Source organism: Paenibacillus sp. JT22N12 (genome assembly GCF_056269365.1).
The window spans coordinates 572,538-589,377 of sequence record NZ_JBWDNU010000002.1; the positions used below are offsets into that span (position 1 = coordinate 572,538).

Sequence of the window (16,840 nt, forward strand, 5' to 3'; positions counted from 1 at the left end):
TATCGTGTTTATACAATAAACGTGATGGAGCTTTAAGAGGCATCCCGACAGAAAAAAAGCGAGGCCGCTCCTTATAATGGAGTGTCTCACTTTATCAACGGGTTAAATTTCAGTGTTTCATGCATAAATAATAATGATGACCAGGAAGGTTGTTCAATCATGCAAATATCCGAGATGCAAAAACATACCAAAGAATTCAGTATCGAGAAGGGGTTCGACAAGTCTACCATTGAACAAAGATCGCTTTTTCTGGTTACCGAAGTAGGAGAGATGGTCAGGGAGCTATTGCATATTTCCTATCATCCGGACCATGAGAAGATGGAAGAAATCAAAGATCGTCTTGGTCTGGAAATGTACGATATAGTGTGGAATATCTGCGACCTTGCCAATAAGCTGGATATCGACCTGGAACAGTCTTTTCAGAAAAAGACAGAGATCAATAAGACCAGAACATGGTAATGTGATAGATCACTTTATTGTTTTGGGTAGGTCTCATTCAGAAACTTTACAGATTGGTTAATCAGCGCCTTCAAAACTTCATGATTAATGTCGGCTGCTTTGTTAATGTAGACGCAGGCTTTCCCTGATGTATGTTTTCCGAGCTTCTGCAATAGCGCCTCCCGCTCCATGTCACCTGTCGCAAAATACAGGCTGATCTTGGCTTTTCGGGGTGAAAAGCCAACGAGCGGGGCATCACCCTCGTGACCAGAATCGTATTTGTAGTGATACGAACCAAACCCGATTATACTGGGTCCCCACATTTTCGCAGGATAACCAGTCGTTTCTGTAAATATATCCAGCAGCTTATAGGCGTCTTCACGTTTCTTAAGATTCTCGACAGTTTCAATAAACTCAATAACAGAGTTGTCGGTTTCTTTTGTTTTCTGTTCATACATAGGCAGGATCTCTCCCTTACTTTACACAGTGCAAGACTTAAAGTTACAGTATCATGTACGCAGACAGGCTGTCAAAATCGGAAATGCGGATGCCGAAAATTTAACTTGAACTATTCTATTGAATTAATACTATCTTGTTTGCAAAAAAATCCTATTGCTGTAAAACTGCCAATGAATTAGGTTTAAGGAGTCACAATAATTGTGATAAATAACCAATTATAGGAGGCTCTAGTTAATGGGAAACGTACGGAACTGGAAGCGATCTCTGAAGAAAACCGGATTGTGCTTGCTTGGCTCCATCCAAATTGCGGCTGTTTGCTCACCTTTGCAAACGGTTACAGCAAATCCCGCGGATGCTGTAACCGGGCAAGCGCAAGAGAAGAGACAGATGGAATATTTGGACCGCGGACTGGTGGCGGTTAAAACCGATGGGGGTGTCTTCGTGAGCTGGCGGCTGCTGGGTACAGAACCGTCTGATATTTCATTTAATCTTTACCGTAACGGAAAAAAAGTAAATAACGCTCCGATCTTCACCAGCACCAACTATCTGGATGCATCAGGAACGACAAGTGCCGCATACACGGTTCGAGCCGTCTTGAACGGCATGCAGCAGCCAGCGTCTGATGAAGTGAGCGTTTGGGGTGGATCATATCTCGATGTTCCCCTGCAAAAGCCGGCTGACGGGACCAATCAGGATGGTTCTGTCTACACGTATAACGCTAACGATGCAAGTGTCGGGGATGTGGATGGGGACGGTCAATACGAGCTTATTCTGAAGTGGGATCCTTCCAATTCCAAGGACAATTCACAAAGCGGTGTAACCGGTGAAGTATATATCGACAGCTATAAGCTGGACGGTACCCTTCTGTGGAGAATATCACTCGGCCGCAACATTCGCGCCGGAGCTCATTACACGCAGTTTATGGTTTATGATTTGGATGGTGACGGTAAATCGGAAGTGGCCATGAGAACGGCTGACGGTGCCATAGACGGCACGGGAAAAGTCATAGGCGACCCGAACGTGGACTTCCGGACTGCTGAAGGTTACGTGTTATCCGGTCCGGAATATCTCACCTTGTTTGAAGGCGCAACCGGGAAAGAAATGATTTCCGTACCTTTTGAACCAGCGCGGGGAAATGTCACCGATTGGGGTGATGACTACGGCAATCGTGTCGACCGTTTTCTTGCAACTATTGCCTACCTCGACGGCAAAAGACCGAGTCTGGTCATGGCTCGCGGCTACTACGCTAAAACCTCATTGGCAGCCTACAATTGGAGAGACGGCAAGCTCACCAAACAATGGTCCTTTAACAGCAACGGCAACCCCGCCTATGAAGCCCAGGGGAATCATAATTTGACTGCGGCCGATGTGGATAGCGACGGGAGGGATGAAATTGTTTACGGTGCCATGACCTTTAGCGAGGACGGTCAAGTTCTGTATGGCACAGGGTTGGGTCATGGCGATGCGCTTCATGTAGGGGATCTGGATCCCGACAGGCCGGGTCTGGAAGTATTTAAAGTCATGGAGCATAAGGATTCCCCGTATGGCGCAGCGGTTTGGGATGCCTCTACAGGCCAAACCATCTGGGGGATATTTACAGGTACAGATACGGGCAGGGGGATGTCGGCCGATATCGATCCTACCTATTTGGGCGAAGAACAATGGGCCGGCTCCGGTGTTGGCCTAAATACCGTAAAAGGCCAAAAAATAAGCAGCTCTACGCCATCTTCTACTAACTTCGGCATCTGGTGGGATGGTGATTTGCTTCGTGAGCTTCTGGATCATAATTACAATTCAGCCATAGGAGCAGGTCCCGGCAAGATCGACAAATGGGATTATGTAAATGTCAAGACCAACAACCTATTGACTGCGGAAGGGACGCTGTCCAATAATTCTACGAAAGGCACTCCAAGCCTGCAGGCCGATATTCTGGGCGACTGGCGGGAAGAAGCGATCTGGAGAACAGCCGACAGCAGCGCGCTGCGAATTTATACGACGACAGCGATTACGGAGCATCGCCTTCCTACGCTCATGCACGACCCGCTATACCGTCTGGACGTGGCTTGGCAGAATGTAGCTTACAACCAGCCTCCGCATACCAGCTATTATTTGGGAGAAGGTATGATACAGCCTCCAGCGCCTAACATTTATGTAACGTATATCGCGGATGTAAAAGTAAATCCCGGCTCGCTGAATCTTAAGAGCCATGGAGGAGATCATTCTGTGACGGTTCATATAAATATCTCGGAATACAATAGAGACTCCAATATAAGGTTGTCATCCGTTTCCATGAGCGTGAATGGCGGCACTTTGCAAGGGGGAGATGCCAAAGGGGATAGTTCCAAGGGATTTACGGTTAAATTTGACCGGCAACAGCTGATTAACCTCCTTTCGGCGCAAACCGGCGAGGTCCAAGTGAAGGTTAACGGAGTGCTGGAGGATGGAAACCATTTTACCGGCAGTGACAGCATTAAGGTACACTAATCCGGTTGGCTCGCCCTTGTGCTTGCCGAGTGCTCTTCTTAGATCGAATCCCCTGCGGCTTATGGCCGGCAGGGGATTTTGTCTTTTCCATCCTGTACATATCCCTAAGCTGCAATTACAATGACTATTGAAGATTATTCATTATGAACTCAGACAGCACAGAGCCGTTTGGTACAACATGGAGGTGTCAGCTTGCCAGCGCTAAAAAATTATTGGGAAACCCGTACGTTTAAAAAAAAGTTGATTATTACCTTTATGCCTCTGGTCCTTATTCCGATGATATTCCTGACCGTGCTGTCAAGCTGGATCTATAGCAATCAAATTACCAAGAGCATGGATAACAATGTGGTCAATACTGTAAATCTGGTCAATGAACATTTGGACACCTATCTGGATGAACTGACCAGGCTGTCGGTTCTCCCCTATTATAACAGCCAAATTTTGAATATTATGCAGCAAACCGGGAATATCGGCGATTCGGATTTTAAACAAATTCAAGGGCTTCTATCGCAGGCGATCCGCAACCCCAGGGAGGACCTGCAAAGCGTATCCATTTACAGGAGAGACGGACAGATTTTTTCAAGCTCCCTCTATGATGTAGCCATTAATTATCAGTATGACTTCAAAAGCTCGCCCTGGTACAAGAAAGCGATTGCATCGAATGGAAAGGTCGTTTTTACCGGAAAAGTCAATGATTCACGTATTATTAACCGTCCGGAGCCCGCTTTTTCAGTCGTCAGAGCGATCAAGATTTATAATGGGCCGATCCTGGGCGTTATTATCATCGATGTGAACTTTACCGGTCTGGAAAGTATTTTCAAGCCTGTGGATCTGGGCAAGGATTCGAATATTATTGTGCTGGATGACCACCATCAGACCATCTACAGCAAAAATAACCGTTATATGGAAGCGCTGCCGAATATCGATGCCTCGAATGACAGGATACAGGATATTAAGACGGCCAGCGATAAACTGATTGTTCATCATATCGATTCTGCGGATACGGGGTGGAAGATCGTCGGAATGGTGTCTGAATCCGAGATGAATCAAGGAAAGGCCATATTATATAAAACCATTCTCACGGTAATGGCTTTTATTGTTCTGGTCATCGTCATTGTTTCCGTCTTGTTGTCCGATACGATCACGAAGCCTTTAAAGACGCTCCGCATGCTGATGGGCAAGGTGGAGAAGGGTGATTTTAACGTGGCCTATCATTCCTTGAACGGTAATTTGGAAATCAGCCTGGTCGGAAGAGCATTCAATAAAATGAATCAGAAAATTGATGAGCTGATCAACCAGGTGCTTGAAATTCGTTTTAAGCAAAAGGAAGCGGAGCTCAATAATCTCAAGCTTCAAATCCGGCCTCATTTCTTGTTTAATAACCTTGAGGCGATCCGGGCTTTGGCGGAAATCGGTGACAGGGAGGGGATCGTGGAGATTACCTCAGCCCTCGGCGGCATGCTTCGTTACAGTCTGAATAAACAAGATTCGAAGGTCGAGCTTCGCGACGAGATTCATCAGATCCGGAATTATCTTAAAATAGAGCAGATTCGTTCGGGAGATTCCCTGATCGTCGAGTATGACCTGGATCAAGAGCTTTTGAATTGCATGACGATTCCTATTCTGCTGCAGCCTGTGGTCGAAAATTGCATTCATCACGGGTTTGATCAAGTGAACGGACCGAAAAAAATCAAGATTGCGGTTCAGCCGTATGAAAGCGGTATATTCATCATGGTGCAGGATAACGGAACGGGCATGACGGCCAGCGATCAAATGGAATTGAACGACTATCTGGCCGATGAGGCAGCTGAGCTGACGTTTGGCAGCTCGGGAATCGGCCTTAAAAACCTGCATTCAAGAATTCAGCTGGAGTACGGGCCGCAGTTCGGTTTAACCATCATCAGCGAGTATGGGGAGGGGATGACCGTTCAAATCAAAATCCCCAGAGTCGAGCTCCGAACACGGATTTGATGGACCAAGGGAAGGGAGAAAACGGATATGCATCGTTTATTGGTGGTTGATGATGAATGGCTGATTCGTACCGGAATCGTTCGAATGGTAGAGAGGCTGAGCCCCGAATGGTTAGTCGAACAGGCGGCAAACGGTATAGAAGCGATCGAGCGGATCAAGCAAGCTTCCTTTGATTTGATCTTTTGCGACATCAAGATGCCCGGATTGGACGGCATTCAAACGTTGGATGAATTAACCCGGAAGGGCTATCGGATTCCGGTTGTTTTTCTGACCGGGTACGACGAGTTTGCCCTCATGCAGAGCGCGCTCCGTTTAAGGGCTTATGATTATTTATTAAAGCCCATTCATGACAAGGACATACTGGCCGTTTTCACAAGCTTCAAGAAGGATTTTTTAAGCATCAACATGCGTTCCGATATACAGCATGCCAATCTTCAGCAGTTTGAGTTCCAGCTTCTGAATGCGCTGGAGTCGTTTGACGCCGACCGTGTTTTTGGCGCAATAGAGGATGGACAGGCTTTGTTAAGCGATCGGATGACCATCACGGAGTATGTGGATGAAATCCTGCGGATTACGAATCATTTTTTCAGTAAGTACCGCATCCAGAGCTTCGATAAGGATTTACCTATTACATCGAATGATCTGAGCAATTTATCCCATATCCGGCATGCGATCCAAATCCGGTTTTCCTATATCAAGCAGATCGAAGGAAACGAGAAAGGCGACCATAAGATCATTAAATTGGTCAAGGAATTCATCAACACTCATCTGCAGAAGCAGCTGACGCTTGCCGAGGTCGCGGATTATGTTCATTTTAACCCTACTTATTTCAGTGAATACTTTAAGGAAAAAAGCGGGGAAACCTTCATACAATACGTAACCCGCATAAAAATCGAAAAAGCCAAAACCATGCTGATGGACCCGACCATAAAGATTAACGACATATCCGAATATCTGGGTTATAAGGATCCGAGATCCTTTAGTAAAATGTTCAAGAGTTTCCTGGGAATGACGCCGACGGAATACCGCAGTATTCAAAGTTGATAGCCAACACGGGGCATCCCGGCCTTCCAATGTGATTGGAGGGTTATTCTTTTTTGCCTGAATTTTCTGAAGGAGTTGGATCATAAAATGCTCTATCGGCGAATCGGCGGGTTGTTCGCCAGGTGCGGAAAGACCTGAAGAATTGTTCCTTATTCCGAATGTTAACACGTTTCCATAGGAAATTAAAACGGTTACAATAATCGCAGATGGTCGCGACATCAAGATTATGGGATCGAAAGATGGGGGTTTAATATGAAACGGCTTACATTATCGTTGTTGGTTGGCCTTATGGTCGTTGGTACCGGTTTGTTAAGCGCTTGCTCGTCGGATAAGCCGGACTCGGCTGGGTCCGATTCTGCTGCAGCCGGCGACAAACAGGTCACGCTTAATTACTATGATTGGACCGATGAGCAGCCTTATATGGATCAAGTTATAAGCGCTTTCGAGAAGAAATATCCGACTATTAAAGTCAATGCCAGCTATGTGCCAAGCAACGACTATATCCAGAAAATTCTTGTGAATTTGTCGACGGGAGGCGGAGATATGGATGTATTCGCTACCCAAAGCACCTCAAATCTCGCTGAATACATCTCCAAGCAGGTGCTTGAGCCGCTGGACGATCTGGCGGGCTCGCCGGAACTGGCCGGAATTGCCGATCCGATCAGCCAGGTTAAATACGACGACCACATCTACGGCCTTCCCTATCGGACCAGCAAGTGGGTGCTCTACTACAACAAGGATCTCTTCGACAAGGCGGGCGTCCCATATCCCGACGGAACATGGACATGGGATCAATATGAAGAGGCTGCCAAGAAGCTGACAAGCGGAAGCGGTCAGAATAAAACTTACGGTTCCATGAGTTATCAATCCGATAACACCTGGTGGAGGGTTCTGGCTAACATCGAAGGGGCGAATAACCCGTTGAACCCCGAAGAACTGCCGAAATTCAAGCAGGTGCTGGAGTACTATTACAACCTGACCTATACGGACGGAGCACAGCAGCCGTTCGGCGAGCTGGTCGGCAATGCGGGCGCCGATTTTGCGGGACGCTTCCTTCAGGGAAGCGCAGCCATGATGTGGAACGGCGACTGGGCCGTACAGATGCTGAACGACGCCATTCAGCAGAAAGGCGTGAAGCTGAACTACGATGTCGCTCCGCTGCCGCATTGGAAAGACTCGGAGCCGGCTACGACAGGCTCGTTCGCCGCCGTCATGGTGAACAAGCAGACGAGCCATATGGATGAGGCGAAGAAGCTCTCTGAATTTATCGCTTCGGAGGAAGCGGCGAAAATCATGGCCGGCAATGGACTATTGACGGTCTGGAGCACCGATGCCGTGAAGCAGGCGTATCTGACCAAGGTGACAACGCCGGAGCATGTCAGCGTCTTCTCGGACGATACCAAGGTTCTGAGTCAAGTGCCGATGGATCCGCTGTACAATCAAGGAATCAACATTGTGAAAGAAGAGTCTTCTCTCTATCTGTTAAAGACGCAGTCGCTGGATCAAACCATGAAGAACATCCAGGACCGCATCAAAAAAGAAGTCAAATGATAAACTAAATTTCCGCAACCGTTTTCTGCCCGTCCGCGGGCAGAGGGCGCTGCCAAAGCCGTAACTTTACAGCAAAGAGGGGGAAGACATGCTCCGCTTTAAACAATACAGTATCGCGTACTTGTTCCTGGCGCCAAGTCTGATCGGCTTGCTTGTGTTTATTTTATACCCGGTTCTGGATTCGCTTTATTTAAGCTTTACGAAATGGGACGGATTAACACCAATCAAATTTATTGGACTGGATAACTATCGGGATTTGTTGACAGATCAGACCTTCGGCATTTCTTTGCGGAATAATATCTATTACACGGTCGTTACCGTGCCGGTCACCATTGCGCTGTCCATTCTGCTCGCGCTTGCAATGAATGTGAAGGTGCGGGGAATAAAAGTGTTCCGTGTTCTCTACTTCTTCCCGAATATTACGGCCTCCATCGCTGTCGGCATTATCTGGGCTGCGATGTTTACGCAATACGGGCCGATTAATACGATTCTGCGGTTTGTCGGCGTCAGTAATCCGCCAAGCTGGCTGGCTTCGACCTCCCTGGCGCTGCCGGCCGTCATGCTGGTCAGCATCTGGAAAAGCGTCGGCTATAACGCCGTCATTTTATTTGCCGGCCTGCAGGGCGTGCCCCGCCAGCTGTACGAAGCGGCGGAGCTGGACGGAGCGAACCGGTTCAAGCAATTTTTGCATGTAACGCTTCCAGGCTTGTCGCCGGTTATTTTCTTTAGCGCCGTGACAGGGGTCATCGGCTCGTTCCAGGTCTTTGATACCGTGATGGCCATGACGCAGGGCGGTCCGGGAAGATCGACGAACGTTCTCGTGTATTATATTTACAATTCGGCCTTCCTGAACTATCGCTTCGGCGCCGCCTCGGCGATGTCCTACGTCTTGTTCGTCATCATCCTGATCTTGACGCTCATTCAGTTAAGGGTTCAAAAACGTTGGGTCACCTATTAAAGATAACCCCATAAAGTGGCGCTTTTGCATAAAGATTCTTGATCGAATAGAAAGGAGCGCGGATTGTGGAACTGACAGCGGGCGAAAGCCCAAAGAGATTGGGTCTTGGCAAGAAACAGGTCCTTCGGACCGTTTCGACCTATATCCTGCTTCTGGTTGTATGCATTGTGACCGTCCTGCCTTTCATATGGATGCTGTCCAGCTCGCTTAAAAATCAGGCGACGATTTTCCAGCATTCCATGCAGCTTATCCCCACGCAGCCATTATGGTCGAATTACAGCGACGTATGGAGTAAAATTCCGTTCGGCACTTTTTATTGGAACACCGTTAAAGTCTCGGTAATATCGACAGCCGGGTCGCTTATCTCCGCATCGCTTGCCGCCTATGCATTCGCCAAGCTGAAATTCCCAGGGAACAGCAAATTGTTTTTGCTCTACTTGGCGACGATGATGATTCCCGGCCAGGCGATTATGATACCGCAATTTACCATTATGAAGAATCTGGACCTCGTCAATACCCATTGGGCGTTAATTCTGCTCCATTTGTTCAGTCCGTACGGCGTTTTTCTGCTCCGGCAGTTTTTCATTCAACTGCCGCATGATTTGAACGAGTCCGCCCGGATCGACGGTTGTTCGGAATTCGGCATATTCTTTCGGATTGTACTGCCTTTGGCCAAGCCGGCGCTCGTGACGTTAGGCATATTCAATTTGCTGGGGTCATGGAATGATTTTCTTCAGCCCTTGATTTACCTGAGCAAAGAAAATCTGTACACCATCCAGATGGGAATCCGATATTTTCAACAGGTGAACGGTGCTGACTATCCGCTTATTTTGGCTGCCACCACCATGTCCCTGGTTCCGATTATTATCATCTATTTGTTCGCCCAGCGGTATTTTATTGAAGGAATTGCGGTTACGGGGACCAAGGGATAAATTCAGCAATCGGAAAGGAAGCCATGAAACCGTGAATAAGAAGACATTGTTTAACGATGGATGGGAATTTGCCAAAAGCAGCCTGGAAGCTGCGGATAGTGCGGATTTGAAGTTCGAGCCTGTCGATCTCCCCCACGATTGGCTGATCTACGATACGTTAAATCTATATGAAAATAGTATAGGCTGGTACCGCAAGAAATTTACCTCTGCCAATCGCGCTGACCGGATCCTGTTATGCTTCGATGGCGTGTATATGGACTCTACCCTCTATGTGAATGGTCAATTTGCAGGAGAATGGAAATACGGATATTCGTCATTCGAACATGAGATCACGGATGCGGTCGCAGACGGGGATAACGAAATCCTGGTGAAGGTCGTGCACCAAAGCCCGAACAGCAGATGGTACTCCGGTGCCGGCATCTACCGGAATGTGTGGCTGAAGACAAGAGACCGCAATCATCTTGTTACGGATGGGATTTATATAACCACCAACCGCGATGGCGATAGCTGGCAGGTGGAAGTGGAAACCGAAATGAATCTTGATCAGGACGCGGAGCTCTCGCATACGATTCTGTACAAGGGCGAAGTGATTGCTTCCGCCACCGATAGAATTGCGGCTGGCAGTGTTCCTGCCGCACATCATTGGGTAAGGCTGCCGGTAAATAAACCGCTGTTGTGGAGCACGGATGAGCCTCATTTATACCAATTGAAAACCGAATTGCACCTGGCTGCAGCGGATGGGGACGCGAATCAACAGACGGAAATGATCGAAACCGTCACACAGAATATCGGGTTTCGGGAAATCGCACTCAGTTCCGATCAAGGTCTTCAGTTAAACGGCAGAAAAATGAAATTAAACGGAGTTTGCGAGCATCATGATCTGGGAGCCTTAGGGGCGGCTTTTAATATAAACGCCCTCAGAAGAAGGTTTAACATCTTGAAGGATATGGGCGTTAACGCGATCCGCACAGCCCACAATATGCCTGCAGTCGAGCTTATGGAATTGGCGGACGAGATGGGGCTGCTGGTCGTCTCGGAGGCCTTCGATATGTGGGAGAGACCGAAAACGACTTATGATTACGCGAGATTCTTCAAGGATTGGGCCCGTATCGATGTGAAAAGCTGGGTCATGCGCGACCGCAATCATCCGAGCCTGCTGATGTGGAGCATCGGCAATGAAATTTACGATACCCATGCCGATCCAAAAGGGCAGGATGTAACGAGGATGCTTATGGATGAAGTGCTTCGGTATGATCCGAAAGGCAACGCCACCGTTACGATCGGCTCGAATTATATGCCCTGGGAGAATGCCCAAAAATGCGCGGATATCGTGAAGGCTGCGGGATACAATTACGCGGAGAAGTATTATCAAAGCCATCATGCGGAGCATCCGGACTGGATTATATACGGCAGCGAGACAGCCTCCGTTGTCCAAAGCAGAGGCATCTATCACTTCCCGTTCGAGAGATCGATTCTTGCCGACGACGACGAGCAGTGCTCCGCATTAGGAAACAGCTCAACAAGCTGGGGCGCAAAGTCCGCAGAGGCCTGCATTCTTGCAGAAAGGGATACCCCCTTTTCCCTTGGCCAGTTTATCTGGACCGGATTTGACTATATCGGCGAGCCGACCCCTTACCATACGAAGAACTCTTATTTCGGGCAGATCGATACGGCTACCTTCAAGAAGGATTCCTATTACATCTATCAAGCGGCCTGGACGGATTACAAGACAAGACCAATGGTACATCTCTTTCCTTATTGGGATTTCAATAACGGTCAAATGATTGATATCCGCGTATGCTCGAATGCGCCCAGGGTCGAATTGCAGTGCAACGGCGTTACAATCGGAACCTATGATATTGATCATGAGCATGGAACGCAGCTTGCCGGCTGGTGGAAGATTCCTTATGAAGAAGGGGAAATCAAAGCGATCGCTTATGATGAAGCCGGCCATGTCATTGCGACGGATGTCAGAAGATCCCCTCGCGATGCGAGGAAGATTGGTTTGCATGCGGATAAGGAGACCCTTATTGCGGATGGGACCGACTTGATATTTGTGGAAATAACCATGGAGGATGAGGACGGCAATCCGGTGGAGAACGCGAACAATCGGGTGCATGTACAGGTAACGGGAGCAGGCCGCCTGATCGGTCTGGATAACGGAGACAGTACGGACTATGATCCCTATAAAGGGATAAGCAGAAGGCTGTTCAGCGGAAAACTGATGGCCATCATCGCGGCTTCGCTGGAGCCTGGCAGGATTCGTATCGAGGTTTCTTCGGCCGGTCTGGAAAGCGGCGCTGCAGAGTTTGAGTCGCTTCCGGCGATGGATGGAGCGTTGGAGGGGATTTCCGCAGCCATGAGAAATCAGGATCTGTCCTGTGTTATGGGAAGCATGGAAGAAATCCCGCTGCGCAAAATTGAAATTGTAAGCGATTCGGGACAGCTGTTTAACGAATCAAGACAAGAGGCAGTTGTGCGGGCAAATCTGTATCCTGAACACACTTCTTATCAAGAGGTGGAATGGAGCGTAGTGAACGAGGCGGGGATCGTATCCAACCTTGCCCGCATAGAAGCTTCCGGTCGTGAAGCGAAGATCACGGCGCTGGGTGATGGGGAGTTTCGGGTCCGCTGCATGAGCAGGAACGGCAGCGACAAGACCAAGCTTATTTCCCAGCTGGAATTTACGGCCTCCGGTCTGGGCACAGCGTACAAGGATCCTTACGACTTCATATCGGCGGGACTTTACGATTTCAGTAAGGGCGAAGTGGGAAATGGGAATGAAAGAGGGGTAGCGACCAGCAGAGACGGAGAAACCCGGGTAGGCTTCAGCAATATTGACTTTGGCCCCTACGGCTCTGATCTGATCACCATGCCAATTTTTGCCTTGACCAGCGATGCGTATGAACTGCAAATCTGGGAGGGAAATCCCGAGGCAGAGGGCAGTGAATTACTGGCCGATGTCATGTATCAAAAAGCATCCAGGTGGAATGTGTATCAAGAGGCGGCATACCGCTTGTCCAAAAGACTCACGGGTATCACTTCGATTTGTTTTGTCCTTCAGAAGAAAGTGCATATCAAGGGCTTCTCATTTGATAAAAGGAATCGGGCCTTTGAGCGGAATAACGCTGCGGAATGCGACCGTATCTATGGAGATACCTTCACCGTAACGGATAATGGCGTTGAAGGCATTGGGAATAATGTTTCCCTGGAGTTTGAACAAATGGATTTTACAAGTGAAGGCGCGACGAAGCTTGTCGTATATGGCCAATCGCCTATTGATAAAAATACCATTCATATCCGGTTCGCAAACGAGGATGGCGAAAGCAATCAACTCATCGAATTCACGCAATCCGGTGGATATGAAGAGCGGGTATATGACCTGGAGAAAATAACGGGCAGCCAAAAAGTAACCTTCATCTTTTTGCCGGGAAGCCATTTCGATTTCGGCTGGTTCCAATTTGTTAAATAAGCCGGAGAACGGCAATCCGAAATAATCCGAAAATGAAAGATGGCCTTGCTCGCAAATGATGCGAACAAGGCCATTTTTTATTTGCTCGTACAGGGGTTCGAGCTTCATGCAGGCCGGGTTCGGGAAGCGGCAGATTAATTTTAATTCCATAAAAGGAATTCATCCTGTACTCTTAAATTAATAAACCATTCGTACAGAATGGTTCTATTACGATGAATTACATAAAAATGGAGGCAAGATAAATGAAGTTTAGCTATGTTTCCCACCTTAACTGTCCCAAGTGCAATAAAATCTACGATTTGCATGAAAAGCATCAGTTGTGTACATGCGGTTCGCCTTTACTGGTCAGCTATGATCTGGATGAATTGAAAAGGGAGTTTAAACCAAAGGATTTATTGGGAAGACCAGCTGATCTTTGGAGGTATCATGAATTGCTTCCGGTGCTGAAGGAAGAGAACGTTGTGTCATTGGGAGAAGGAATGACGCCATTAATTCCAATGCGGAATTTTGGTAAATCGGTTGCTATTCCCAACCTGTTTATGAAGGATGAAGGCATCATACCAACCGGAACCTTCAAGGCAAGAGGGGCTGCTGTCGGTATTTCTAAAGCAAAGGAACTGGGAATTAAAGAGCTGGCTATGCCGACGAATGGAAATGCTGGTGCCGCATGGGCGCTGTATGCAGCGAGAGCGGGCATTAAATCTATCATTGTGATGCCTCTCGATGCCCCTAAGATTACAAGAAATGAGTGTGCGGTTTCAGGGGCAAATTTATATCTGGTCAATGGGTTAATTAGCGACGCTGGCAGGATTGTAGGACAGGCGGTCAAGGATTTTAATTTATTTGATGCTTCGACTTTAAAGGAGCCTTACCGTATTGAAGGCAAGAAAACGATGGGACTTGAAATAGCTGAACAAATGGGATGGATAATGCCTGACGTCATTCTTTATCCAACCGGTGGCGGAGTAGGTATTATTGGTATTTATAAAGCATTGATGGAATTGCTGGCCTTAGGCTGGATTGAGGGTCCGCTCCCTCGTCTGGTCGCTGTCCAGGCAGCCGGGTGTGCGCCTATTGTCAAAGCCTGGGAAGAAAGAAAGGCAGTATCGGAATTTTGGGAAAATTCAACTACTGCTGCATTCGGAATCAATGTGCCGAAAGCCCTTGGTGACTTTTTAGTATTGGATGCGGTCTATAAGACGGACGGTTGCGCTATTGCTGTTGATGATCCAAGTATCTTGCAAGAGCAGCAGCGAATAGCCTCAATGGAAGGCGCATTTATTTGCCCGGAAGGCGCTGCTGTTTTTGCAGCCGCAAGAATTTTGAGAAAGAACGGATGGATCAGAGAAGAAGAGACCGTTGTTGCTTTAAACACCGGAGCTGGAGTGAAATATCCGGATACGGTCCAGGTTGAAGTTCCTGAGCTGCAAAGGGATGAATATATCAGGGAGGGTAGAAGGTAATCATTCGCCTGTCCTTTCTGCAGATCGCGCCGATCCATATCGTCCCCGATTCCTCCTTAAATGTCGAATTAAGGATCCCTGGGACTTCGAAACCGGTTATATTGGCACTTTTCAGAAATGGATAGATTGCTATTATTTGAACTACCAAACGTTTCTGGACAGTCGTTCAATATCCCGATAAAGGAGCGGTTCTGTGGGGCGGTCCAGGCCGATATCGACATGGAAAAATGTATTTCGGTTGGGTATGATGAATAATAGTAAATAAATGGAACAGAGAGGATGGTCGGATTCATGACTTTCAATGAATATCAATATGAACGTCCAGATGTTAAGAAGATTGAACAGCGTTTTAAGGAACTGCTTGCATCATTCAACCAGGCTGAAGGCGCAGCACAACAAAACCAGGTGATGGAGTCCATCAATCAATTGCGCAATGAGTACAACACACAGGAGACGCTGGTCTCCATACGCCATTCCGTAGATACAAGAGATCAATTTTATAAGGCCGAGCAAGATTATTTCGATGAAATTAATCCGGTTATCCAAGAGTACATAACGGATTACTATCGTGCGTTAACCCAGTCGAAATTCCGTCAGGAGCTCGAAGCCAAATGGGGCGGGCAGCTGTTCCGTCTGGCGGAAATGTCGCTCAAGACATTCAGCCCTGAAATTATTGAAGACCTGCAGCAGGAGAACAAATTATCCACGGAGTACAGCCAACTCATCGCATCCGCGAAAATCCCGTTCGAAGGAGAAGAACGGACGCTGGCTCAGTTGACGCCGTTTGAATTGTCGACGGACAGGGACATGAGGCACCGGGCATCGGACGCCAAATATCAATTCATGGCGGACCATGAACAGGAATTGGACCGCATTTATGACGATCTGGTCAAAGTGCGAACCAAGATCGCCAGGAAACTGGGCTACCGCAATTTTGTCGAGCTCGGATATGCACGGATGAGCCGAACGGATTACAATGCGGGGATGGTTCAAAATTTCCGCGATCAAGTGGCCCAATATATGGTGCCGGTGACCACTAAGCTCAAAGAGCGTCAACTCCGCCGGATCGGCGTCGATAAACTGCAATATTACGACGAAGGATTCAGTTTCAAAACGGGTAACGCTAAGCCTAAAGGCGATCCCGACTGGATCGTGGAGAACGGCCGGAGGATGTACCGGGAGCTGTCTCCGGAAACCGACAATTTCTTCACCTTCATGCTGGATAATGGGCTGATGGATCTGGTCAGCAAGAAAGGCAAGCAAAGCGGCGGATATTGCACGTATTTGCCGGATTACAAAGCTCCTTTCATCTTCTCCAATTTCAATGGTACCTCAGGAGATATCGACGTGTTGACGCATGAAGTAGGGCATGCCTTCCAGGTGTTTGAGAGCCGCAACTACGAAGTGCCGGAATACGGGTTTCCGACTTATGAAGCGTGCGAAATTCATTCGATGAGCATGGAGTTTTTCACTTGGCCGTGGATGGAGCTGTTCTTCAAGGAGGATACGGATAAATACCGTTTCGATCATCTGGCGAGCTCGCTGCAATTCATTCCGTACGGCGTTTCGGTGGATGAATTCCAGCATTTCGTTTATGAAAATCCGGATGCAACGCCGGACGAGCGCAAAGCAGCATGGCGCAAAATTGAGAAGAAATACCTGCCGCACCGCAAATACGATGAAAACGATTATCTGGAGCGCGGAGGTTTTTGGCAGAAGCAGCAGCATATTTTCCGCTCGCCGTTTTATTACATCGATTACACCCTTGCGCAAATTTGTGCGTTCCAATTCTGGAAGCGGATGAACGAAGACTACAAAGCAGCTTGGGCCGATTACCTGAAATTGTGCCAGCAGGGCGGAAGCAAGTCGTTCCTGGAGCTCGTCAAGGTGGCCGGTCTCATATCCCCGTTCGAAGACGGCTGTGTCGTATCAGTCATGGGGGACATAGATAATTGGCTGAGCGGTGTTGATGATAAGAAGCTGTAATTATAAGCAAGCCTTTCACAAAAAATAAAAGACGGCCGTGAGTCCCCGACGAAAGGGTTCCCGGCCGTCTTTGTGCTGTGCT

At 48.0% G+C, this 16,840-nt stretch carries 11 protein-coding genes; 10 read left to right on the top strand and 1 reads right to left on the bottom strand.

Annotated elements, in window-relative coordinates:
• Positions 1-159 precede the first annotated feature (159 nt).
• Positions 160-459 (top strand): MazG-like family protein, encoded by a 300-nt coding sequence (locus AC0YOA_RS08120; protein ID WP_210037885.1) that lies wholly within the window; start codon positions 160-162, stop codon positions 457-459.
• Between the two features lie 14 nt (positions 460-473).
• Here the strand turns inward: AC0YOA_RS08120 and AC0YOA_RS08125 are convergent, their stop codons facing one another.
• Complete coding sequence (locus AC0YOA_RS08125; RefSeq protein ID WP_475786172.1) at positions 474-896, bottom strand: DUF1801 domain-containing protein; 423 nt, start codon at positions 894-896, stop codon at positions 474-476.
• Positions 897-1,131: 235 nt separating this feature from the next.
• Here AC0YOA_RS08125 and AC0YOA_RS08130 point away from each other — a divergent pair, with 235 nt between their 5' ends.
• The 9 genes from AC0YOA_RS08130 (at position 1,132) to AC0YOA_RS08170 (ending at position 16,758) form a co-directional block, all read left to right on the top strand.
• Positions 1,132-3,381, top strand: a complete 2,250-nt coding sequence (locus tag AC0YOA_RS08130; RefSeq protein WP_475786173.1) for a rhamnogalacturonan lyase — start codon at positions 1,132-1,134, stop codon at positions 3,379-3,381.
• Positions 3,382-3,573: 192 nt separating this feature from the next.
• Positions 3,574-5,352: a sensor histidine kinase gene (locus AC0YOA_RS08135; protein ID WP_475786174.1), complete on the top strand. Its 1,779-nt coding sequence runs from the start codon at positions 3,574-3,576 to the stop codon at positions 5,350-5,352.
• 27 nt (positions 5,353-5,379) lie between these two features.
• A complete protein-coding gene (locus AC0YOA_RS08140; RefSeq protein ID WP_475786175.1) occupies positions 5,380-6,396 on the top strand; it encodes a response regulator transcription factor in 1,017 nt (338 codons plus the stop codon).
• A 252-nt stretch (positions 6,397-6,648) separates the two neighbouring features.
• Positions 6,649-7,947 carry an ABC transporter substrate-binding protein gene (locus tag AC0YOA_RS08145; RefSeq protein WP_475786176.1) on the top strand — a complete coding sequence of 433 codons (1,299 nt, stop codon included), beginning with the start codon at positions 6,649-6,651 and terminating at the stop codon, positions 7,945-7,947.
• Between the two features lie 88 nt (positions 7,948-8,035).
• Positions 8,036-8,905: a carbohydrate ABC transporter permease gene (locus tag AC0YOA_RS08150; protein WP_210037879.1), complete on the top strand. Its 870-nt coding sequence runs from the start codon at positions 8,036-8,038 to the stop codon at positions 8,903-8,905.
• A 65-nt stretch (positions 8,906-8,970) separates the two neighbouring features.
• Positions 8,971-9,837 (top strand): carbohydrate ABC transporter permease, encoded by an 867-nt coding sequence (locus tag AC0YOA_RS08155; protein WP_475786177.1) that lies wholly within the window; start codon positions 8,971-8,973, stop codon positions 9,835-9,837.
• A 31-nt stretch (positions 9,838-9,868) separates the two neighbouring features.
• The gene (locus tag AC0YOA_RS08160; protein WP_475786178.1) at positions 9,869-13,309 is read left to right on the top strand and encodes a glycoside hydrolase family 2 TIM barrel-domain containing protein; all 3,441 of its coding nucleotides are present in this window, start codon (positions 9,869-9,871) and stop codon (positions 13,307-13,309) included.
• Positions 13,310-13,551: 242 nt separating this feature from the next.
• Positions 13,552-14,772, top strand: a complete 1,221-nt coding sequence (locus tag AC0YOA_RS08165) for a threonine synthase (protein WP_475786179.1) — start codon at positions 13,552-13,554, stop codon at positions 14,770-14,772.
• Positions 14,773-15,063: 291 nt separating this feature from the next.
• Positions 15,064-16,758 carry a M3 family oligoendopeptidase gene (locus AC0YOA_RS08170; RefSeq protein ID WP_475786180.1) on the top strand — a complete coding sequence of 565 codons (1,695 nt, stop codon included), beginning with the start codon at positions 15,064-15,066 and terminating at the stop codon, positions 16,756-16,758.
• The last annotated feature ends 82 nt before the right edge of the window (positions 16,759-16,840 follow it).

What these genes read in the sequence shown, in the direction of transcription:
- AC0YOA_RS08120 (WP_210037885.1), top strand. Translation starts at nt 160, where the DNA reads ATGCAAATATCCGAGATGCAAAAACATACCAAAGAATTCAGTATCGAG.
- AC0YOA_RS08125 (WP_475786172.1), bottom strand. Translation starts at nt 896, where the DNA reads ATGTATGAACAGAAAACAAAAGAAACCGACAACTCTGTTATTGAGTTT.
- AC0YOA_RS08130 (WP_475786173.1), top strand. Translation starts at nt 1,132, where the DNA reads ATGGGAAACGTACGGAACTGGAAGCGATCTCTGAAGAAAACCGGATTG.
- AC0YOA_RS08140 (WP_475786175.1), top strand. Translation starts at nt 5,380, where the DNA reads ATGCATCGTTTATTGGTGGTTGATGATGAATGGCTGATTCGTACCGGA.
- AC0YOA_RS08145 (WP_475786176.1), top strand. Translation starts at nt 6,649, where the DNA reads ATGAAACGGCTTACATTATCGTTGTTGGTTGGCCTTATGGTCGTTGGT.
- AC0YOA_RS08150 (WP_210037879.1), top strand. Translation starts at nt 8,036, where the DNA reads ATGCTCCGCTTTAAACAATACAGTATCGCGTACTTGTTCCTGGCGCCA.
- AC0YOA_RS08165 (WP_475786179.1), top strand. Translation starts at nt 13,552, where the DNA reads ATGAAGTTTAGCTATGTTTCCCACCTTAACTGTCCCAAGTGCAATAAA.
- AC0YOA_RS08170 (WP_475786180.1), top strand. Translation starts at nt 15,064, where the DNA reads ATGACTTTCAATGAATATCAATATGAACGTCCAGATGTTAAGAAGATT.